Raw genomic sequence first — 21,270 nt, forward strand, 5'->3', positions numbered from 1 at the left:
GATATACATTTGCTGAAACAAAAAATAAGATTCAAAATGAAAACAAAAGATTTGGCAAAAAACTTAAGAGAATTAAGAGCTCTTCGTGGGATGTCTCAAGAATATTTAGCTGATGAATCAAGAGTCAGCTTGCGGACAATTCAAAGAATTGAAAATAATGAATCAGAACCAACAGGTGAAACGATTAAAAGAATAGCAATCGCTTTAGATGTTGAATTAGCTGATTTAATTGGTTCAGATTTAATTGTTGAAACAAACGATATGAGAGCTACTATTGTTTTTCTAAAAAAGCAGCTTTCAAAAACCAATAAAAAATCAGAAATCAAAACGTTTGAAACATTTATAGAACTTTTGGAAAAGTTAAAAGAGAAGGATTTAACTCCTCAGCAGATAGAAGGTATAGAAAGTTATATAAAATATTTAGAGCTTGAAAAAATACCGTCGTTTAGTAATGAAATGTTCAAAAAGAAACTTACTAAATTTAAGAGGTATTTAAAAGATAAATTACGTTTCGTTCCAAATGGTTATTATACAACTTGGGCAGCTAGTTTCGCATTAGCTTTTGCGGTTGGTTTTAGTGTTCAAAGTAAAATAGATTATAGTATCAAAATAGGAGTAATTTCTGTAGCTTTATTAGTAATCTGTTTTGGAATATTTCTAGATTTTAAAATGAAAAAACAAGAACGTTCGTTTAGTTTTTAAAACTATTTAGGATATAAAACTGTTTATTGATTCTGTTTTTTTTCTCATCTCTAAAGTCTAAGTTTTATATTTGAACTATGAATGTACATTTTATAGCTATTGGTGGCGCTGCAATGCACAATTTGGCCATCGCTCTTCATAATAAAGGATACAAAGTCACAGGAAGTGACGATACTATTTTCGACCCTTCAAAATCTCGATTAGAAGCTAAATATTTACTGCCTGAAGAGTTTGGCTGGTTTCCAGAAAAAATCACCTCAGATTTAGATGCCATTGTACTCGGCATGCATGCCAAAGCTGATAATCCTGAGCTGCTAAAAGCACAAGAATTAGGCTTAAAAATTTATAGTTATCCCGAATTTTTGTACGAGCAATCCAAAGACAAAACGCGAGTGGTTATTGGAGGAAGTCACGGAAAGACAACCATAACCTCTATGATTTTGCATGTGATGCATTACCACGATAGAGATGTAGATTATATGGTTGGTGCGCAATTGGAAGGTTTTGATGTCATGGTAAAACTCACCGAGGATAACGATTTTATTGTTTTAGAAGGTGACGAGTATTTAAGTTCGCCAATAGATAGACGACCAAAATTTCATTTGTACAAACCCAATATTGCCTTGTTAAGTGGTATTGCTTGGGACCATATTAACGTATTTCCAACTTATGAAAATTATGTGGAGCAGTTTAGCATCTTTGTAGATAGCATAGTGCGTGGCGGAAGCATAAATTATAATGAAGAAGATGCAGAAGTAAAACGTGTTGTTCAAGCGTCTGAAAATCAAATACGAAAATTACCTTACCAAACGCCTGAGTACACTGTTGAAGATGGCGAAACACTTTTAGAAACTCCCGAAGGTCCAATGCCAATTGAAGTTTTTGGTGCACATAACCTTAATAATTTAGCTGGCGCCAAATGGATTTGCCAGCATATGGGCATTGATGAAGATGATTTTTACGAAGCCATTTCTACCTTTAAAGGCGCGAGTAAACGTTTAGAAAAAATAGCCGAATCTAAAACAGCTGTAGCTTATAAAGATTTTGCGCATTCGCCAAGTAAAGTAAAAGCCACAACCGAAGCTGTAAAAGTACAATACAAAGACAAAGAATTACTGGCTTGTTTAGAATTACATACTTATTCTAGCCTTAATGCAGAGTTTTTAAAAGAATACAAAGGCGCATTAGACACTGCCGACAAAGCTGTCGTGTTTTACTCACCGCATGCCGTAGAAATTAAAAAACTTGAGGAAGTCTCACACCAACAAATTGCGGATGCTTTTGAGCGTGATGATTTAATTATTTATACCAATCCACAAGATTTTAAAGACTTTTTATTCTCACAGAATTTTGAAAATAAAGCCTTATTGTTAATGAGTTCAGGTAATTATGGAGGTTTGGATTTTGATGAGGTGAAAGGGTTGTTTTAATGTTTTGTCATTATTTCAAATGCTTCTTAAAAAAAGCAATAGTACGTTCCCAAGATAAATTCGCAGCTTCTTTGTCGTAACGTGGTGTTGTATTGTTGTGAAAACCGTGGTTGACCTCTGGATAAATATAAGCCGTATGTTCTATATTATTTGCTTTCAAAACTTCTTCAAACGCTGGCCAACCCGCATTAACACGTTTGTCTAACTCACCATATTGGAGGAGTAGAGGAGCTTTAATTTTTTTAGCATCTTCAGCTTCAGGTTGTCTACCGTAATAAGGCACTGCAGCTCCTAAGTCTGGTAAGCGTACGGCCATCATATTAGAAATATAGCCACCAAAACAAAAACCTACAACGCCAACCTTGCCTGTGCAATTTTCGTGATTTTTCAAATGATGATACGCGGCGATAAAATCTTCGAGCATTTCGTTTCGGTCACGTTTTTTTTGCATGGCTCTACCATCGTCATCATTTCCAGGATAACCACCCAAAGGTGATAAGGCGTCTGGAGCTAAACTTATAAAGCCTTCTTTAGCGGTGCGTCTCCCTACATCTTCAATGTATGGATTAAGTCCTCGGTTTTCGTGAACAACAATAACACCTGGTAATTTTTTAGCGCCTTTTGGCTTAGATAACAAACCTTTTATTGTTCCGCCTCCTTTTGGAGAATCGTAAGTGATGTAATCAGAATCTAAAGTTGGGTCATCTGGTTTTACAAGTAAAGCGTCCACATAATTAGGAGACATAAAACTGAGCAAGGATGATACGGTTAAGCCACCAACGGCATAGATGCCTAGTTTTTCAATAAATTGTTTGCGGTTTAATTTGTTATGCGCATAATCGTCATACAAATCAAATACATCTTGGTTGATATCTTCTTTCTTAAGGTCTTTCATAATGATGCTGAAAAAGTAAATTAATTGCTTGGTAGTAAGTTACGAATTTTAGAGCATCTATTTGATAGGTAAACCTTATTGATGCTCTACTTTCTCAATCATATCTCTAAACAAGTTAAGTAAAAAAGGCAGTTTTTTAATATCACCTGCAGCCGTGAATTTTTGGTTTTCAATTTTTACGCCGTACCAATCTTGTTTTCTGTTTTCATTTAATATCCATTTTACTTCAAGATTTGAGATTGAGGTTTTAGAGATATCAATTTCGACTTCCCAACCAGGGTTGTCTATGTTGGTAATTTGAATAATTTCGTTTTTTTCCCAAGTGCCATCACAATTATTAGCAAACCAATCTTGTATCCAGTCTATAATATCCATTAATTATTTTTATATAGTGAAATTCGTCAATTCGAGTGAATTTTACGATTGCTAATGAGTAAAGTTTGTATAGAGAATAGAATTTTGCTTTGACTTTAGTTCTCGATACAATTTCTCTTGTCTCGAAATCACTCGAACTGACGTTATTATATGTTATCAATAAATTCTTGAAATACCGCTTTGTGACGTTTTAAATCCATATGACCAGAAAGTGCCACACGAGCAATGTAATCTTTATCACCTTCTTTGGTGGTACCTTGTGTTGAGGTTGCAGGAATCGTCCAATAACAGCCTTTTAATTGTCCATAGCTTACACAGTATTTACTTTCATTAGGGATTTTGGTAATCATCATATTGATGAGTTTGTGATTAAGTTGTCGTTTGTAAGCTTCTCTTTCTTCTTCTGTATCTCCTTTTGTAGGTAAGTCTAAAGAAAAAACAGATGGTGTAAAACCACGTGCAGCGAGTTCTTCACTCACAAAATTGATTTTGGCTTCAGGAAGTTTTTCACTTATATAGTCTACAAATTCGCGTGTATTCTTGTATGCATCATCAATTCTTTGATTCATTGATGGCATTTGTTCTGCCAAAACCTCATACTGAAAATCGGTAGCTTCATTATCGCAAAGTGACAAATGAATGGCAATTTTCTCCATAAGTTGTTCAGAATTTTTATTGCCCACGCAATAACCAGCGGTGCATTTTCCACCACTTGGAAACTTGGAGCCACTAGCATACGATAATGCTTTACCAGATGCTAAGATTTCGCCGTCTTTTAAAAACTGAATATTTGGGCAGAAGGTTTGGTCTAAAATAAAAACAGATGAAATAGCTTTAGCGCCAGAGTCTGTTTTTCGGTCTTTAGCCAAGACCGCTTTTAACTCCTCTAAGTCCGGAACTTCAACTCTTGGGTTCGTCGGAATTTCTGCAATGATATATGGTATGGCATCTTGTTTGGCAATAGCATCTAAAACCATTTTTAGGCTGCTTACCATATCGTTATCTCCATCGACTTCTAGGTCAACAATTTCTACATTTTCATTACATGCCACAACACGTCTAGCTTGGTCGTTTGTACCGCCATAGCAATTTGTTGGTACAATAAATTTTATGGCTTTGCCTCGGTGGTTTTGTTGCGCATCGTCAATCAATCCCATCATAATCGCATATTGTATAGACAATCCGCTTGAACCAACTAAAGGTTGTCCTGTTGTTGCAGTGATGGTTTTGATAGACTCTAAAACACGTTTTTTATTCGCTTCGCGATTATTGTTTGGCCTTTTTATAGTAGAATTTTCAACTAAAGCATTCAAAGCAACCAAGGTATTTTGTGGCGTCATGGCAATGCTTTCCCTACGTCTCACATGCTGAATTTCCGAAACGTAGTTTTTGTTTTGTTCGCCATTAATTAAAATAACGCTGCCTAAATCTTCATAAAGATTTATATAAAAATCAATATTTGGGTTGAGATGATTTGCACTGATTGCATCTTCACTAGAAACATAAATAATGCTGCCATTAAATTCAGGTATAGCATCTATGTTCTCTATTTGTTTTATTTCAAAATTATAACCGTAAACGCGTTTTATAATTTCAGTATTAAAGTTATCTGGTAGCTCTTTTTGGTAAGTGATTAGCGTATTTTTATGTTCCAGCAAGTTCTTTCTAAGCACAGCGAGAATTGGCATAGCTAGAGACAAAAAACTAATCACATGACTTGGGTGGACATTATGAATTTTGGAAATGGCCCATTCAAAAATAGAAGACAATGGGTGACCTAATCTAATATAGTCGTAAGCTGTTGGTAGCGTTTTGAGTGCTGATGCTTCAGAGTTATTGTTATTGAACAATATTTCGAATTGATTAATAAAATCGGTTTTTGCCAATTTTTCATTGTAGATATCTAACCTATGCGTGGTTAAATTCAGCCAATCTGAGGGCATATTTTTTAATACGCCTTTTATATAATTCTGGATATTTTGGTCTTGCATACTTTGGATGTCTAATGGTTTTCAAAGATATAATTTTAGAACTTTTTAATGTTCTAGATATGAAGCTATTTTGTCATTCTGTGAAGAATTCGATTATGTTTTTAATATGGTTTTTTAAGAGACTTACCATATTTGTATATTTAGGAGAATTCTAAATCTTTTAAAAATGAAAAAACTACTATTAATCGCTATTCTATTTACTTCATTGAGTTATACAAATGAAGCCTCTGCTCAAGACGCTATGTTAGGTGAAATAAGACTCTTTGCAGGAAATTTTGCACCAAGAGGTTGGGCACTTTGTGAAGGTCAGCTGTTGTCTATATCGTCGAATTCAGCTTTATTTTCTTTACTAGGTACTTATTATGGTGGTGATGGCCGTACGACTTTTGCTTTACCAGATTTAAGAGGTCGTGTTCCGGTATCGCCTGGGACTGGACCTGGACTTTCGCCAGTGAAGCTCGGTCAAAAAAGTAATGGTAAATCCGTAAATGAGGGTGACTCTGGAAATGCAAAAACGCAATCTACGTTGGGTCTCAATTATATTATATGCCTTCAAGGTTTCTACCCTTCGAGGAGTTGAAAAACATTTTTAATAATTATTATAAAAAGGAAATGTTTGAAGTCTTAATTTTCAACTTGATTAGCAAACTCTTCAAACATTTCCTGTAGCTCAAAGAATTTTTCTTCCGTTTCAGTAAGAAAATGAAATGTTACTAGCTTGCCATTTACTTTTGAGTAAATACTTTTTTGAAATGCAATAGTATCGCTGTTATTAGTTGTAAAACTATAATTGATATACTTTTCGTAATATTCACCGAATATATCTTCATAATAATCATCGATTGAGCATTTTAATATAGTACTGTCTTTCCTCATAGATTTAATTTCGTTAAGGAGACAATATTTGTATAAGTTATTGTTATTCAATTTTGCAATTTTTAAAGTGTCTGTGTCATAGAAGACTATTAACTTATTTAAGGGATTATTGTTTTCAATAATACCAAGAGTGAATTTCCCTGGTGCTTGTTTGAAAGTCATTGAATCTAGAATGGTTTCTCTGCGTTTTTTTGCACCATAAATTAAGTATTTATTTTCGTAGTACACTTTAGTGCTCTTAGTAACTGAATCATTGCTTGTTGAATGAATATTGACTGAATTCCATTTTTCTTTTTTACATGAAATAACTATAAACAGTATAATGAGATATTTAAATAGATTTGATTTCATTAAAGACTAAAAATTCGGTTTACTTTTAAAACACTTTATCCAAAAATTGCTCTATGCTTTCTTGATTGGCTCTCATTAATTCTGCTCTAGCAGCTCTTATATCTTTAGGGTTTTTGTCTTGTGAGAGTTTAAATTTGCCTTCCCAATGGGTGATGTCAATTTCAAACATTTCAATATAGTTTAAATTTCTGTCTAACCTAGGATTGTCTGGTTCTAAAACGTATTTGTGGTCTGGAGCTTCTAAGAACTCGGTCATAGTAATTAATGACTGTTTTAAAGCAGCTTTACTTTCTATACCTTTTACTTTACCCTTAAGATGTACTTTAATGTAGTTCCAAGTAGGTAGCTGAGTGGTTGTGTAAACACTAGGGGAAATGTAACATTCTGGTCCGGAGAATAAAATAGTTACATCATTATTGTCTTTTAGCAATTGAGCTTGTGGATTGTAAATATCGATATGCCCAATGAGTTTGTCTTTTTCGTAAACTAATGGTAAATATGTTATTAGCGGTTGATTATCTTTTACTGATATTACAGTCGCCAACGGATAGGTTTTAATGACCTCAATCATGTGATTGATGTCATTATCTTGGTGATGTTTTGGTGGATACTTCATTATACGCCAAACTGTCTTAAATGATGGTCTAAATGTTTGTATTGCATTTTGCCCCATTGGTCTTTGGTAAGTTTTCCAAATGCAGGATGCGGTTGCCAATCTTTTCTTTCGCGCTGCGCATTTAATTCATTAATAAGGGAAATAATTTCTGTTTTCTCAGCTTCAAAATTCTTGTCTTCCGTAATTTTAAAACCTGGGGCAGTTGGCATATTTTTTCGCCACGGCTTATCGCTATACATTGATTTTTTAAACAAAAGATTAATTAACCAATTTGGTTTTACACCGTAATCCTCTTTTTCTAAAATAATGTTCAATGGCATCTGGCAATGATGAAGCATCTGCCCTGGATTCATCTTTCCCCACTTTGCTTTTGTATCTTCGCTTAGACTGTTTATTCGTGTTGAGATTTCCTCATAAACACCATCTTCAAAAAATGATTTCATGTTGAGTAGAATTAATTGATTTAAATTGACATCGGAATTTACAATTTTTTATCTTTAGAGCATGTCAGAATCTTCAAATTCATTTTCTATAAAGCAATGGTCGCAAGACGATCAGCCTAGAGAAAAATTAAGAGATAAAGGTAAGTCTTCACTAAGCGATGCAGAACTAGTAGCTATACTTATTGGCTCTGGTAGCCGAGATGAAAGTGCGGTAGATTTAAGTAAACGAATTTTGGCAAGTGCAGGAAATAACTTAAACGCTTTAGGCAAACTGTCCTTAAAGCAATTACAAGAATTTAAAGGTATTGGTGAAGCAAAGGCAATTACTATTGCTGCGGCATTAGAATTAGGGCGTCGACGAAAATTAGAAGAAGCGTTAAAGCAAGAAAAAATAACAAGTAGTCGAGATGTGTATGATATCATGCAACCTATTATTGGTGAATTGCCTCATGAAGAATTTTGGATACTTTACCTTAATAATTCTAATAAAGTTTTACAAAAGCAACAATTGAGCAAAGGTGGTATTACCGGGACAATGGTAGATGTACGTTTGGTACTTAAACATGCCTTAGAAGTTGGAGCAGTAGCTCTAGTTTTGTGCCATAATCATCCTTCAGGGACATTAAAACCAAGTGAGGCAGACCGTCTAATTACTAAAAAGCTAAGTGCTGCGGCATTGAGTCTAGATATTAAAGTTTTAGATCATTTGATTATAACCGAAACTGCATATTTTAGCTTTGCTGATAAAGAAATGATGCCGTAATGCTATTAGTATACACTCATAAAATCACACCACGTTTAACTTATACGTTCAAGCATTTATGCAAGCGCATACTAGGAATAGAGGTGGCTTTTACTTCAAAAATTGAAGATTTTATTGCTCACGACTCTATAAAAATGTCTTATACAAAGCAGCCTTTAAGTAATGAGATTTTTGTAAGAAGTCATAGCTTACTTTTTGAGCAAGGCTTATCGGATTTAGACATTAGTGTTAATCAATGGGACGACACCAAAGGCTTTTTTGCGACGGGAGAGCGAAGCGATTTGCCGTATGATATTTTTGCAGCTTCATTTTATCTTTTGAGCAGATATGAAGAGTATTTGCCTCATGTAAATGATGATTATGGACGATTTTTAGCATCAGAAAGTTTGGCCAAAAAAGAAGGATTTTTAGATGAGCCTGTAGTAGATATTTGGGCTTATAAACTCAGGGATATTCTAAAAGAACGCTTTTCAGATTATCAATTTCCAAAGCGAGAATATAAGATAGCTCCAATAATAGATATACCTAGTGCATACAAGTATCGGTACAAAGGTTTGCTCCGGACTATTGGGGGAATTTTTGGAGACATTTTTAGATTTAAGTTTAAGCAATTTTATGAGCGTTCGTCTGTTTTACTAGGTTTTCAGAAAGACCCTTTTGATACCTTTAATTGGCTTATAAATAGACAAAAAAGTATCGAATTTAAGTTTCACGTATTCTTTTTAATAGGAGACTATTCAACATATGATAAAAATATAAGCATAAATAAACGGGGCTTTATATCTCTCATAAAATCTATTGGAGATTATTGCAATATAGGACTCAAAGCCTCTTACTTTGCCTTAGATGATTTTGAAATATTAAAAAAAGAAAAGCAAAAGTTGGAGCAAGTTACCAATGTAAACTTATTGGCTATAAGGAATTCGCATTCTAAACTAAATTTACCTTTTACTTATCGTAACGCAGTAGAGCTTGAAATACCTCAGGAACATACTATGGGCTATGTGAACGAACTAGGTTTTAGGGCTGGTACATGTACTCCTTTTTTGTTTTACGATTTAGATTACGAAGTGCAAACACCATTACAAGTACATACATACCACTGTATGGATTTTGCATTGTTAAAATATGAGTCACAACTTGATAAAGAACAGCATCTCGAACGTTTTATTTCAAATATTAAAAAGGTAGATGGCACATTTAGTCCTGTTTTTCATAACTATTCTTTGGGTAATGATGAAAAATGGAACGGATTTAGAGAGCTTTTTAACTTAGTATTAAATTCTGCAAATGCATAACAACATAAAACACATTTTCTTTGATTTAGACCACACCTTATGGGATTTTGATAAAAACTCAGGATTGACATTTGGTAAGATTTTTGATATTCATAAGGTGAATGTCGAGTTAGATGTATTTCTGAATTCTTATGAGCCTATAAATTTTAAGTATTGGAAACTTTACAGAGAAGAAAAGGTAACCAAGTCTGAGTTGCGGTACGGAAGATTAAAAGATGCTTTTGATGAAATTAGAGTAGATGTTTCTGATGAATTGATACATCATCTCTCTGAAGACTACATCAATTACCTAACAACTTTTAATCATGTGTTTGAACATACGCATCATGTTTTAGAATATTTACAGGATAGTTATGAGTTGCATATAATAACTAATGGATTTGAAGAAGCGCAAGAGAAAAAACTCAAAGCTTCAAATCTTAGACAATATTTCAAGACAGTTACAAACTCAGAAATGGTAGGTGTAAAAAAGCCAAATCCGAGAATATTTAATTTTGCTTTAGAAATGGCGAATGCCAAACCAGAACACAGTTTAATGATTGGAGATAATATAGAGGCAGATGTGCAAGGTGCCATTAACATTGGGATGCAATCGGTTTATTTTGATTATAGCAATTCTAATAACCAAGAAAACTATAAAAGAATAACAAATTTGATTGAGCTTAAAGATTTTCTTTAATAGTCTATTGAAGCACAATACTTATATTTACCCGATTAAAATTATAGAAATGTCAAAAAAAATAGTCATCACCGTTTTAGTTCTTTTTATAGCAATATCATCATTTGCGCAATCTAGTATCAACGACTACAAATATGTCGTTGTACCGTTGCAGTTTGATTTCTTAAAAGGAAAAGATACTTACAGAACAAGTACGCTACTACGTTACTTGTTTAAAAAAGAAGGTTTTGAGGTTTATTTTGACGAAGAAGAACTTCCAAAAGAATTGTTCAATGATAGGTGTTTAGCCTTATATGCAGATGTTATAAAATTGTCTGGTCTTTTGAGGAATAAAGTACAGATAGAATTGAAAGATTGTCGAGGTAGTCAAGTTTTACTATCTCAAGAAGGTTCAACCAAAATAAAGGAATATAACAAAGCGTATCCTGTTGCTATTAAAGAAGCTTTTAAAAGTATTGAGTTCTTACAATACAAATATAATCCTTCTGATTATGTAGGTTCTAAAGCAAAAGTGATTTCTAAAGTAGAAAGCATTAAAGAAGATAACAAAGAAGCCGAACAAGCTAAAGCTGAAGTAGAGCGTTTAAAGAAAGAAGTCGAAAATCTAAAAAAGCAGAAAGCTCTTGCTGATGCTAAAACTAAAGAGGAAGCAGAAAAAAAGTCTTCTGAAATAAAACAGAAAGAGAAGCAAAAAATGGAGGTTACTAAAACCGAAACATTAGAAAGTTCTAAGCCTAAAAATTTATCAGATGTGCTATATGCTCAACCTCTAGATAATGGGTTTCAGTTAGTAGATGCTTCTCCAAAAGTAGTTATGGTTATTATAAAAACTGCTGCACCAAATGTATATACAGTTAAAGGTAAAGATGCTATAGTTTTTAGAGAAGGAGATATTTGGTTTTATTCAGAAAACGATACCAAAAAAGCACTGAATATCAAGTTTTAGTAGCCGTACTTGTCTTTCCATAGTTGTTTTAAAAATTGACGTTGTGCGTTTTCTCTAGGGTTATTACCTGGGCTGTAAAGTTGCGTCTTTTTTATTTCTTCAGGTAAAAACTCGTGGTCAGCAAAGTTGTTTTCGTAGCTATGTGCATATTTGTAATTGTCTCCGTAACCAATATCTTTCATCAATTTTGTGGGTGCATTTCTTATGGAAAGTGGTACAGATAAGTCTCCTGTTTCTCTAACGAGATGTTGGGCTTTTTTTATTGCTTCATATGCAGCATTGCTTTTAGGAGAACATGCAAGATATGTAGCGCATTGACTGAGAATTATTCTAGATTCTGGATTGCCAATTACTGACACAGCTTGAAATGTGTTATTAGCAATGACTAAAGCTGTAGGGTTGGCATTACCTATATCTTCACTTGCTAAAATTAGTAAGCGTCTAGCAATAAATTTTACATCTTCACCACCTTCAATCATTCGAGCTAAATAATATACAGCCGCATTAGGGTCGCTACCTCTAATTGATTTTATAAAAGCCGAAATAATATCGTAATGCTGTTCTCCAGTTTTGTCATATCGAGCCGTGTTATTCTGTACTTGATTTAAAACCACGTCATTTGTAATAATGATTTTGTCATCTACAAAGGAAGCAACTATAAGTTCAAAAATATTTAATAGTTTTCTAGCGTCACCTCCAGATAGACGCAAGAGTTGTTCGGTTTCTTTTAGTTTAATTTTCTTTTTTGAAAGAGTTTCATCTTCTTTCATCGCTCGATGCAAGAGTTGTTCTAAATCTTCTTTGCTAAATGAATTTAAAATATAGACTTGGCAACGTGATAGCAGTGCGGGAATTACCTCAAAACTAGGATTTTCTGTTGTTGCTCCAATTAATGTCACCCAGCCTTTTTCTACAGCTTCGAGTAATGAATCTTGTTGAGATTTGCTAAATCTATGAATCTCATCTATGAAGAGAATGGGGTTTTTGGCCGTAAATAAACCGCCACTTTTTTTAGCTTTGTCTATAACATCTCTTATGTCCTTTACTCCAGAATTTATAGCACTAAGTTTAAAGAAAGGACGTTCAGATTCATTAGCAATAATATTAGCTAAGGTAGTTTTTCCAATACCTGGAGGTCCCCATAAAATTAGAGAGGGTAAAACACCGCTTTTTATTTGTTGATAGAGTGGGCCATCTTTTCCGACTAAATGTGTCTGACTTATATAATCATTCAATGTTTTTGGGCGAAGACGTTCAGCTAGTGGTGTATTCATGCTCTAAAATTACTAAATCAGCGTGACAATATTTCATAAAATAAATACTTGGCTCTAAATTTGAAATGTAACTCCTAAATTTGAACATGGCGCAGCAACAGTTTAGATATTCAAACTCAGTAATAGTATTTCCTCTATTGCTTGTGTTTTCGATTTGGTTGGTCTTTTGGTATCAAGTTAGGATTGATTCAGGGATTAGGTATTTTGGTATTTATCCTCAAAAGATAGAAGGGCTTTTAGGGATATTTACAAGCCCGTTTCTTCATTCTGGCTTAAGTCATTTATACAACAATTCTATTCCTTTGCTAATACTCTCAATGGCGTTGTTTTATTTCTATAATAAAATAGCTTGGCGTGTATTGTTTTTTGGGATGTTAATTTCTGGATTACTCACATGGGTCATAGGTAAATCTGGAAACCATATCGGAGCAAGTGGTGTCATTTACATGCTGGTAAGTTTTATTTTTTTTAAAGGAATTATTGCTAAGCATTATAGATTAATAGCATTATCTCTAATTATTATCTTTTTATATGGAAGTATGATTTGGTATGTGTTTCCTATAAAAGATGGGATGTCTTGGGAAGGACACTTAGGTGGTTTGATAACTGGTTTTTTGTTGGCTTTATTCTTTAAGAGCAAAGTCGCTAAGCCTGAAAAATATCTATGGGAAACGGAAGCTTATAATGAAGAAGATGACCCCTTCATGAAGCATTTTGATGAGGATGGAAATTTTATTGAAATTTTACCAGAAGATGAAAATGAAGACGAAAGTACTACCCAAAGAGAAATCAATTATATCTATAAAGAATCTGAAGAGTAACTGCTACACTCTTTGTCTTACAGCTTCGTATAAAAAAGCACCACAAGCAACCGAAACATTTAAAGATTCAATTTCTCCAAGAATGGGTAATTTCGCATGCTCATCTACAGCCTTCAAGACGGAAGGATTTATACCTCGACCTTCAGAGCCCATGATAATGGCGCAAGGTGTTTTTAAATCTACATCGTAGATTAAGCTTTTTGCTTTTTCTGTAGCTGCTATAACTTTAATACCTGAGGCTTGCATATGAAAAACGGCATCTTTAATGTGGTCAACTTTACAAATAGGAATTTTAAAAACCGCACCAGCACTTGTTTTAATGGCATCTCCATTAATAGGAGCACCACCTTTTTTCTGAATTATAATCCCTGAAACGCCTGTACATTCAGCAGTACGAACAATAGCGCCAAAATTTCTAACATCACTTAGTTGGTCTAATAGAAGGAATAGAGGGGTTTTTCCAGATTCAATTACCGACATTACTAAATCTTCTATATCATGAAAAGCCACAGGAGATATTTGTGCTACTGCGCCTTGGTGGTTTCCTTTAGATAAACGATTAAGTTTTTCCACAGGCACATAAGAGCTATTTATTTTTGCTTGTCTCAATACCTGTTCTAACTCGTTGAATAATTCACCTCTTAGTCCTTTCTGTAAAAAAACCTTATCGATTTGTTCTCCTGAGTTGACGGCTTCAATAATAGCGCGTAATCCAAATATGGTTGTTTCGTTTTTCATATTGCAAAAATAAAAAAACCACCCTGTAAACAAGGTGGTTCTTCTGTTTTTAAATTAGTAGTGTTAGTTTTTCAATATCTTTTTGCTAATCGATTTTCCTTGACTATAAACTTTTACAAAATAAACACCCTTATCTAGAGAAGATAAGTTTATAGAACTCTCACTTGTAGGCTCTAATATTTTGCTACCCGTAATATTGTAGATTTCTATTTTGTCAATTGTATTAGTTGAATTAATGTTTAGGTAATCTTGAGTTGGATTTGGGTAAACACTAAAGTCAACGAATTCAAATGTATCAGAGTCTAGAGCTGCTTGACAGGCTGTTATATCTGGATTGTTTTCAATTGGAGGGCCAGGTGATAAATCTCTACCATCAAAAGCACTGTAAGATGTACTGTATTTAGTTGCTCTAAAAGCAAAATTTGTAGGTGGTATTGGGTCGCCTTGGTCATAAACTGTGCCATCTCCATTACTTACAGGAGATGCATATTCCCAAACAATATTATTGCTACTGTCAATTTCAAAAAAGAACCCTTCTCTTCCTTCGCAAATAAGAATGTTACCATTTGGTAATTGTCTGCCGCTACTTACAATAGCTGAATAAAACTCGGAATCTGAAGTGGGAGCAGTCTCAGGATATCTAAAAAAAGCATCATTTGGGCCATATGCTGTTCCTGCAGTATAAGTGTAATTTCCTAAATTGTCTACAGGAGGATCAATCATTAATACTTCAGAATACAGAGGTGTTCTATCTAATCCATTATTAAAAAGCATTATTTTTCTCTGATTTGGTAATCCAGTAGGAATATAATAAGGCGTGTGTTGTCCAAATAATTTTCTATCACCAGCTGTGCCTTGGTCGTAAGCTTGAGGGTTTCCCCATCTGTATAAAATATCACCAGCAGGACCAGCAGCTTCAGAAGTCGTAGTGTTATGATCTATTACCCAAATTTCACTCAATCTTCGCGTACTTATTACAATTTGGTCAAATTCTGCATCATACTGTATGGCATTGATATGAAGCCAATTATTTTCTGCAGGCCATCCATTTAAAAAGTTGACATCAACTTTTCCAGGATTATCAGCAACGACACCGAAATTATCTTTTGTGTTATCCAAGCCTTGAATCAAATGGTCTTTTACATTCCATTCCCATACCACGTTAGCTGAATAGCCACTACTTGGTCCGCCAATACCAACAGGCTCGACCTCATATATTCTTTCGTTATATAATTCACCATCATCTAGTAAGCCTGAGTCTCTACCAGCTTGTATAGCTTCAGCTTGAGTCATTACTGTTGCTGATAATATCAATATATTACCATTTGGCATCGGAAAAACATCATGATGTTGTCTTGATGCGTCTGAACTATCAATGTAAGACCAAATTAGATTTCCATCCCAATCAAATAATTCTATTATGCCTCCATTTCCTGGCAGGGTCACAGGATTAGTTCCTTGTACAAATCTTCCTGTTCTTAAGAGATTGCCATTTGGTAAAAGATAAACAGAGTTTCCAGGGAGATAAGAACTGTTCCAAGAATTCACAACCTCACCACAATTACTAATTAAAAATGCTTTTTGATGAGTAGAAAACAAAGTGTAGCCTTCATACACATCTGGGGTAACAGATATTGTACCTATTGTGTTTTGTGATGTTGAGAAGTAGGCTGTGAAAATAAAAAGTATGAGTAGTCGTTTCTTCATATCAGCTAGCATTTTTTTGCAAACCTAATGATTTTTTTAGATTTATAATCCAGTGCAGGAAGAATTGATATGTTAAAACGAAGTAGTTAAACTCACATGAATTTTAGAATCGGATAATTTAAAAGGTACATTCTCAGTTTTACCGCTAGAATAGTTTAGTTTGAATAACCCTGCTTTGGTTAATAAGCCAAGACCAAATCCAAAACCAAATAGCTTGTTCTTTGTGTTTATTAGGTCATTTTCAAAATAAGCAGCATCAATAACTGAATGCACATATATTGTATTGCTTAATCGATACCTATATTCTGTATTTATGACTCCAAATAAATTGGCGACCAAGCTGTTTTCTTCGAACCCTCTGATAGAGTTTATACCTCCAAAACGATAGAGCTCATTATCTAAATAATTATCCGAGTTAAGGCTTGCTCCAGTAAGTCTTAAAAAGAAGCTATTTCTTTTATTGAGATTAAAGATTTTATAAGTTTCAATAGTGTAAGCGTTTTGTTGAATCTCATTTCCGTTTTGAGTCCTGTTTCCAAAGTTGGTGCTAATGTCTAGCCAAAAATTAATCGGAAAAAGAGGGTCGTAATATTGAGGTTTAATGTAGTTGTATCCTAATTGATAATAGTTTGAGTTATAATCTTCGATTAATGTAGAGCTTGTATTAAGTAAGTCGCTCGAAATAGTGCTGCCAATGCCAGCACTTAATCTGTGATTTGGATTTATTTGATAATTAAGTCGAACTTGCTGTCTTGTGGTTGAGAAGGTGGAATCTTTTCTAAAGATGTTTAAGTTAATGTCTAAACCTATTGGAGAACCAAATAAATAAGGAGCATTAAGTTTTACATCAAATGTTTGCTGGTCTATCTCATCACTTTTGTAAAAAAGTCTCAAAGACTCCCCATAATTCAAGTTGTTAATTAATCTCAAATCAACATAACCATCAAAGTCTATTCGGTTTGTGTTCTCGTTAGTTCCAAAGCCTAGATAACCATCAAAATTATTACTCTTTGTTTTTTCAGTATATAGATAGAGAATAGTAGAGTCGTTTGTAAATAAAACCTCAGGAGCTTTTATTTCTTTTGCAAACCTTAAATTTTGAAATTCTTCAGTTTTTGCTTTTATCTCTTCAAGGTTAAAAGACTGACCAGTCTTAAGCTTTAAAAATCGTTTGAGATATGATTTTGGAAATTTCTCGTAGCCTTTTACTACAATTTTATCAATACGTCTTTTTTGGTTGGTTTTAGTGAATAAATCCGCTGTGATTAAATCGGTATTTTCTTTTCGGATGTTTTGTAGTTGTAATGTAGAAAATGGGTCGCCTTGTTCTGCTATTCTTTTATTTAGAAGCTTTAATGTGTTTTCTAGGTTTTCAATAGTAACTTCAAAATAATTAGATTCAACTTTCACGTCAATGACGCCGAGAAGCTCTGCGTCAAAATCTGAATCAAAAGAAATCCTGACAGTATTTAATTTTACACCTATATATAGGTATGCATAAAATAGTGTATCGTTTTGCTTTTCAATTTTTTCAATCTTAGTGTCAATAAAACCTCTTCTAATAAGTTTGTTTTTAATTGAAGATACTTCGGTTTCGAGCTCTAAATAGTTAGGGAAGCTTTTGGTATAACCAATAGAATCTATTTCTTTTGTAGCCAATTCAGATTCACCATTAATTTTTAGAACTAAATTTTGCGCGTAACAAAACGGATTGAATATAAATCCTATAATGAGTAAAACAAACAAAAACTGTTTCTTCATAAAATTTGTAAGGTGAATAGTTTAGTTAGACAACGTAAAAATACAGTTAAATGTATAGTGTTATATTGAGTATTAAATTTTCTTCGCAAAATTAATTGTCAACTATTTGAATAATAAATATATATTTCTACCTTTGCAGCCCTCAAAAGAGAGGGTTAACAAAAATTTATATAGAAATATATGCCAACAATTTCACAATTAGTACGAAAAGGAAGAGCCAAAATAACCAAGAAGAGTAAATCGGCTGCTTTAGATTCGTGTCCTCAAAGACGTGGTGTATGTACTCGTGTTTATACAACGACACCTAAGAAACCAAACTCAGCAATGCGTAAGGTAGCAAGGGTTCGTTTAACAAACGGAAACGAGGTTAATGCATACATCGGTGGAGAAGGTCACAATTTACAAGAGCACTCGATAGTATTGGTTAGAGGTGGAAGGGTAAAAGATTTGCCAGGTGTTAGATATCACATCGTTCGTGGTGCCTTAGATACAGCAGGTGTTGCTGGAAGGACTCAACGTAGATCTAAGTATGGTGCAAAACGCCCTAAGAAGTAATTTAAAACTTTAAGAAGAAGACATGAGAAAAAGACAAGCGAAAAAAAGACCGCTTTTACCAGACCCAAGGTTTAATGACCAGTTGGTAACACGTTTTGTAAACAACATGATGTGGGATGGTAAGAAGTCTGTGGCGTTTAAAGTGTTTTACGATGCAATTGATATCGTAGAAGAAAAGAAAACAGATGACGAAAAAACAGCATTAGAGCTATGGAAAGATGCTTTATCTAACGTTATGCCTCACGTAGAAGTACGTAGCCGTAGAGTAGGTGGTGCAACATTTCAAATTCCAATGCAAATTCGTCCAGACCGTAAAGTTTCTACTGCAATGAAGTGGTTAATAGGTTACGCTCGTAAAAGAAACGAGAAATCTATGGCACAACGTTTAGCTTCAGAGATTTTAGCGGCTGCTAAAGAAGAAGGTGCTGCTGTTAAGAAAAGAGTTGATACTCACAAGATGGCAGAAGCAAACAAAGCATTCTCACACTTTAGATTTTAATAAGAAATGGCAAGAGATTTAAAATTTACAAGAAATATAGGTATTGCGGCACATATTGATGCTGGAAAAACTACCACTACAGAGCGTATCCTTTATTATACAGGTGTTTCTCATAAAATTGGTGAGGTTCATGATGGTGCAGCAACAATGGACTGGATGGAGCAAGAGCAAGAAAGAGGTATTACAATTACTTCTGCTGCTACAACTTGTACATGGAACTTCCCGTTGGAGAATGGTCAGCCTACTAACGAAACTAAAGGATATCATTTTAATATTATAGATACTCCTGGTCACGTTGATTTTACGGTTGAGGTAAACCGTTCTTTGCGTGTATTAGATGGTTTAGTATTCTTATTTAGTGCGGTTGATGGTGTTGAGCCACAATCTGAAACTAACTGGAGACTTGCAGATAACTACAAAGTGCCACGTATTGGTTTCGTAAATAAAATGGACCGTCAAGGCTCTAACTTTATGAACGTATGTCAACAGGTAAAAGATATGTTAGGGTCTAATGCAGTGCCAATTGTAATGAACATTGGTGACGAGATAGATTTTAAAGGTATCGTTGATTTAGTAAAGAACCGTGCCATTGTTTGGCATGACGAAACACAAGGAGCAACATTTGATGTTATTGATATTCCTGAAGAATTAAAAGAAGAGGCTGCAGAATTAAGAGGTAAGCTTATTGAAGAGGTTGCTGCTTATGATGAGAATCTGTTAGAAAAGTATATGGAAGATGAAGATTCTATCACAGAAGACGAAGTGCATGCTGCGCTTAGAGCTGCTGTAATGGATATGTCTATCATTCCTATGATATGTGGTTCTGCATTCAAAAATAAAGGTGTACAGTTCTTATTAGATGCTGTGTGTCGTTATTTACCTTCTCCTGTGGATAAGGAAGGTATTGCAGGTATAAATCCTAACACTGATCAAGAAGAGATTCGTAAGCCAGATGTAAAAGAGCCATTTTCAGCATTAGCATTTAAAATTGCTACAGACCCTTTTGTAGGTCGTTTAGCATTCTTTAGAGCTTATTCTGGTCGTTTAGATGCAGGTTCATACATTCTTAATAACCGTTCAGGTAAAAAAGAGCGTATCTCTCGTATCTACCAAATGCACTCTAACAAACAAAACGCTATCGAATATATCGAGGCAGGTGACATTGGAGCGGCAGTTGGATTTAAAGATATCAAGACTGGTGATACTATGTCTGATGAAAAGCATCCTATCGTATTAGAATCTATGGACTTCCCAGATCCAGTAATTGGTATCGCGGTTGAGCCTAAGACTAAGGCAGATGTTGATAAATTAGGTATGGCTTTATCAAAACTTGCTGAAGAAGATCCAACATTTACAGTACGTACTGATGAGGCATCAGGCCAGACTATTATCTCTGGTATGGGTGAGCTTCACTTAGATATCATTGTAGATCGTTTAAAGCGTGAGTTCAAAGTTGAGGTTAACCAAGGTCAACCACAAGTAGAGTACAAAGAAGCTATTACTCAAGCTGCTGATCACAGAGAGGTTTATAAAAAACAATCTGGTGGTCGTGGTAAGTTTGCTGATATCGTATTCACGGTTGAGCCAGCTGAAGAAGGAAAAGTAGGTTTAGAGTTTGTATCTGAGATTAAAGGTGGTAACGTTCCTAAAGAATTTATCCCTTCTATTGAAAAAGGATTCAAAATGGCAATGGTTAATGGTCCATTAGCAGGTTACGAAGTTGATGCGATGAAAGTTACATTAAAGGATGGTTCTTACCATGATGTAGATTCTGATCAGTTATCGTTCGAATTAGCTGCTAAATTAGGATTTAAGAATGCCGCTAAAGCTGCTAAAGCCGTAATTATGGAGCCAATCATGAAGCTTGAAGTTATCACTCCAGAAGAAAACATGGGTGATATCGTAGGTGACTTAAACCGTCGTCGTGGCCAAGTGAGTGACATGGGTGATAGAGCTGGTGCTAAAACTGTAAAAGCTACAGTGCCATTGTCTGAAATGTTTGGCTATGTAACTACATTAAGAACATTATCTTCAGGTAGAGCAACATCAACTATGGAATTCTCTCACTATGCTGAGACTCCATCAAATATATCAGAAGAAGTAATCAAAGCAGCAAAAGGCGTAGAAGCTTAAGCTTAAAACTAAAAGAAAATGAGTCAGAAAATTAGAATAAAATTAAAGTCTTACGATCATAATTTAGTTGACAAGTCTGCTGATAAGATTGTAAAAACAGTAAAAAGTACAGGTGCTGTTGTAACGGGTCCAATCCCATTACCAACGCACAAGAAAATTTTCACTGTGTTACGTTCACCGCACGTAAACAAGAAGTCTAGAGAACAATTTCAATTAAGTTCTTACAAGAGATTATTAGATATTTACTCTTCATCTTCTAAGACGATTGATGCATTAATGAAGCTTGAATTACCAAGTGGAGTTGAAGTTGAAATCAAAGTGTAATTTGAACTAAACATGTCCTGAGCTGCGAGCGATGGAAAAACGGAAAAAATACAATTCAAGGCTGAAACGTATTTTCAGCCTTGAGTTTAAACA

Annotated in this window: 21 protein-coding genes and 1 pseudogene; 12 read left to right on the plus strand and 10 right to left on the minus strand. The window is 34.4% G+C overall.

Features of this window, described 5'->3' with window-relative positions:
• The first annotated feature begins 36 nt into the window (after window positions 1-36).
• A complete protein-coding gene (locus BUB95_RS08010) occupies window positions 37-702 on the plus strand; it encodes a helix-turn-helix domain-containing protein (protein ID WP_073085317.1) in 666 nt (221 codons plus the stop codon).
• A gap of 77 nt (window positions 703-779) precedes the next feature.
• Window positions 780-2,132, plus strand: coding sequence for a UDP-N-acetylmuramate--L-alanine ligase (locus BUB95_RS08015; protein WP_073085319.1), 1,353 nt, complete (start codon window positions 780-782; stop codon window positions 2,130-2,132).
• 10 nt (window positions 2,133-2,142) lie between these two features.
• Here BUB95_RS08015 and BUB95_RS08020 read toward each other — a convergent pair whose 3' ends face one another.
• The 3 genes from BUB95_RS08020 to BUB95_RS08030 all read right to left on the minus strand — a co-directional run bounded on the left by BUB95_RS08020 (window position 2,143) and on the right by BUB95_RS08030 (window position 5,393).
• Window positions 2,143-3,027, minus strand: a complete 885-nt coding sequence (locus BUB95_RS08020; protein WP_073085321.1) for a dienelactone hydrolase family protein — start codon at window positions 3,025-3,027, stop codon at window positions 2,143-2,145.
• 75 nt (window positions 3,028-3,102) lie between these two features.
• A complete protein-coding gene (locus BUB95_RS08025; protein WP_073085323.1) occupies window positions 3,103-3,402 on the minus strand; it encodes an immunity 53 family protein in 300 nt (99 codons plus the stop codon).
• Between the two features lie 146 nt (window positions 3,403-3,548).
• Window positions 3,549-5,393, minus strand: coding sequence for a PLP-dependent aminotransferase family protein (locus tag BUB95_RS08030; protein WP_073085325.1), 1,845 nt, complete (start codon window positions 5,391-5,393; stop codon window positions 3,549-3,551).
• 241 nt (window positions 5,394-5,634) lie between these two features.
• Between BUB95_RS08030 and BUB95_RS14445 the strand changes: the two are divergent.
• Window positions 5,635-5,880: pseudogene (locus BUB95_RS14445) on the plus strand (phage tail protein); the annotation flags it as partial.
• A gap of 137 nt (window positions 5,881-6,017) precedes the next feature.
• Here the strand turns inward: BUB95_RS14445 and BUB95_RS08040 are convergent.
• From BUB95_RS08040 to BUB95_RS08050, 3 genes are read right to left on the minus strand one after another with little or no spacing between them, the layout of a single operon-like run.
• Entirely contained in the window at window positions 6,018-6,620 is a 603-nt protein-coding gene (locus BUB95_RS08040) for a hypothetical protein (RefSeq protein ID WP_073085327.1), read from the minus strand.
• Window positions 6,621-6,645: 25 nt separating this feature from the next.
• Window positions 6,646-7,236, minus strand: a complete 591-nt coding sequence (locus BUB95_RS08045; protein WP_073085329.1) for an FMN-binding negative transcriptional regulator — start codon at window positions 7,234-7,236, stop codon at window positions 6,646-6,648.
• Complete coding sequence (locus BUB95_RS08050) at window positions 7,236-7,679, minus strand: DUF1569 domain-containing protein (protein WP_073085331.1); 444 nt, start codon at window positions 7,677-7,679, stop codon at window positions 7,236-7,238. The genes BUB95_RS08045 and BUB95_RS08050 overlap by 1 nt, the downstream gene beginning before the upstream one ends.
• 61 nt (window positions 7,680-7,740) lie before the next feature.
• Between BUB95_RS08050 and radC the strand changes: the two genes are divergently transcribed.
• Genes radC through BUB95_RS08070 form a run of 4 tightly spaced genes read left to right on the plus strand, consistent with a single transcriptional unit; the run spans window position 7,741 to window position 11,365 of the window.
• Entirely contained in the window at window positions 7,741-8,442 is a 702-nt protein-coding gene (radC, locus tag BUB95_RS08055; RefSeq protein ID WP_073085332.1) for a RadC family protein, read from the plus strand.
• Window positions 8,442-9,740, plus strand: coding sequence for a polysaccharide deacetylase family protein (locus tag BUB95_RS08060; protein ID WP_073085334.1), 1,299 nt, complete (start codon window positions 8,442-8,444; stop codon window positions 9,738-9,740). Before radC ends, BUB95_RS08060 begins: the two co-directional genes overlap by 1 nt.
• Window positions 9,733-10,419: a YjjG family noncanonical pyrimidine nucleotidase gene (locus tag BUB95_RS08065; RefSeq protein ID WP_073085336.1), complete on the plus strand. Its 687-nt coding sequence runs from the start codon at window positions 9,733-9,735 to the stop codon at window positions 10,417-10,419. The genes BUB95_RS08060 and BUB95_RS08065 overlap by 8 nt, the downstream gene beginning before the upstream one ends.
• A gap of 49 nt (window positions 10,420-10,468) precedes the next feature.
• Window positions 10,469-11,365, plus strand: coding sequence for a hypothetical protein (locus BUB95_RS08070; RefSeq protein WP_073085338.1), 897 nt, complete (start codon window positions 10,469-10,471; stop codon window positions 11,363-11,365).
• Here BUB95_RS08070 and BUB95_RS08075 read toward each other — a convergent pair.
• Window positions 11,362-12,639 (minus strand): replication-associated recombination protein A, encoded by a 1,278-nt coding sequence (locus tag BUB95_RS08075; protein WP_073085340.1) that lies wholly within the window; start codon window positions 12,637-12,639, stop codon window positions 11,362-11,364. The genes BUB95_RS08070 and BUB95_RS08075 overlap by 4 nt on opposite strands.
• A gap of 86 nt (window positions 12,640-12,725) precedes the next feature.
• Here BUB95_RS08075 and BUB95_RS08080 point away from each other — a divergent pair, with 86 nt between their 5' ends.
• Window positions 12,726-13,460, plus strand: coding sequence for a rhomboid family intramembrane serine protease (locus tag BUB95_RS08080; protein ID WP_073085341.1), 735 nt, complete (start codon window positions 12,726-12,728; stop codon window positions 13,458-13,460).
• Window positions 13,461-13,463: 3 nt separating this feature from the next.
• On the opposite strand, the gene rlmB is transcribed toward BUB95_RS08080, so the two are convergent.
• The 3 genes from rlmB to BUB95_RS08095 all read right to left on the minus strand — a co-directional run bounded on the left by rlmB (window position 13,464) and on the right by BUB95_RS08095 (window position 17,666).
• On the minus strand, window positions 13,464-14,198 hold the full coding sequence (gene rlmB, locus BUB95_RS08085) for a 23S rRNA (guanosine(2251)-2'-O)-methyltransferase RlmB (protein ID WP_073085343.1): 735 nt from the start codon (window positions 14,196-14,198) through the stop codon (window positions 13,464-13,466).
• A gap of 63 nt (window positions 14,199-14,261) precedes the next feature.
• Window positions 14,262-15,905 (minus strand): aryl-sulfate sulfotransferase, encoded by a 1,644-nt coding sequence (locus BUB95_RS08090; protein ID WP_073087342.1) that lies wholly within the window; start codon window positions 15,903-15,905, stop codon window positions 14,262-14,264.
• Window positions 15,906-15,977: 72 nt separating this feature from the next.
• Entirely contained in the window at window positions 15,978-17,666 is a 1,689-nt protein-coding gene (locus BUB95_RS08095) for a POTRA domain-containing protein (protein WP_083573351.1), read from the minus strand.
• Between the two features lie 180 nt (window positions 17,667-17,846).
• On the opposite strand from BUB95_RS08095, the gene rpsL reads away from it, so the two are divergent.
• From rpsL to rpsJ, 4 genes are read left to right on the plus strand one after another with little or no spacing between them, the layout of a single operon-like run.
• Window positions 17,847-18,221, plus strand: a complete 375-nt coding sequence (gene rpsL / locus BUB95_RS08100; protein WP_008269190.1) for a 30S ribosomal protein S12 — start codon at window positions 17,847-17,849, stop codon at window positions 18,219-18,221.
• Between the two features lie 22 nt (window positions 18,222-18,243).
• Complete coding sequence (rpsG, locus tag BUB95_RS08105; RefSeq protein WP_073085345.1) at window positions 18,244-18,720, plus strand: 30S ribosomal protein S7; 477 nt, start codon at window positions 18,244-18,246, stop codon at window positions 18,718-18,720.
• A 6-nt stretch (window positions 18,721-18,726) separates the two neighbouring features.
• Window positions 18,727-20,853 (plus strand): elongation factor G, encoded by a 2,127-nt coding sequence (gene fusA / locus BUB95_RS08110; protein WP_073085347.1) that lies wholly within the window; start codon window positions 18,727-18,729, stop codon window positions 20,851-20,853.
• Between the two features lie 18 nt (window positions 20,854-20,871).
• On the plus strand, window positions 20,872-21,177 hold the full coding sequence (gene rpsJ, locus BUB95_RS08115; RefSeq protein WP_007650482.1) for a 30S ribosomal protein S10: 306 nt from the start codon (window positions 20,872-20,874) through the stop codon (window positions 21,175-21,177).
• Window positions 21,178-21,270: the final 93 nt, after the last annotated feature.

The sequence above is a fragment of the Winogradskyella jejuensis genome (assembly GCF_900129745.1).
GTDB lineage: Bacteria > Bacteroidota > Bacteroidia > Flavobacteriales > Flavobacteriaceae > Winogradskyella > Winogradskyella jejuensis.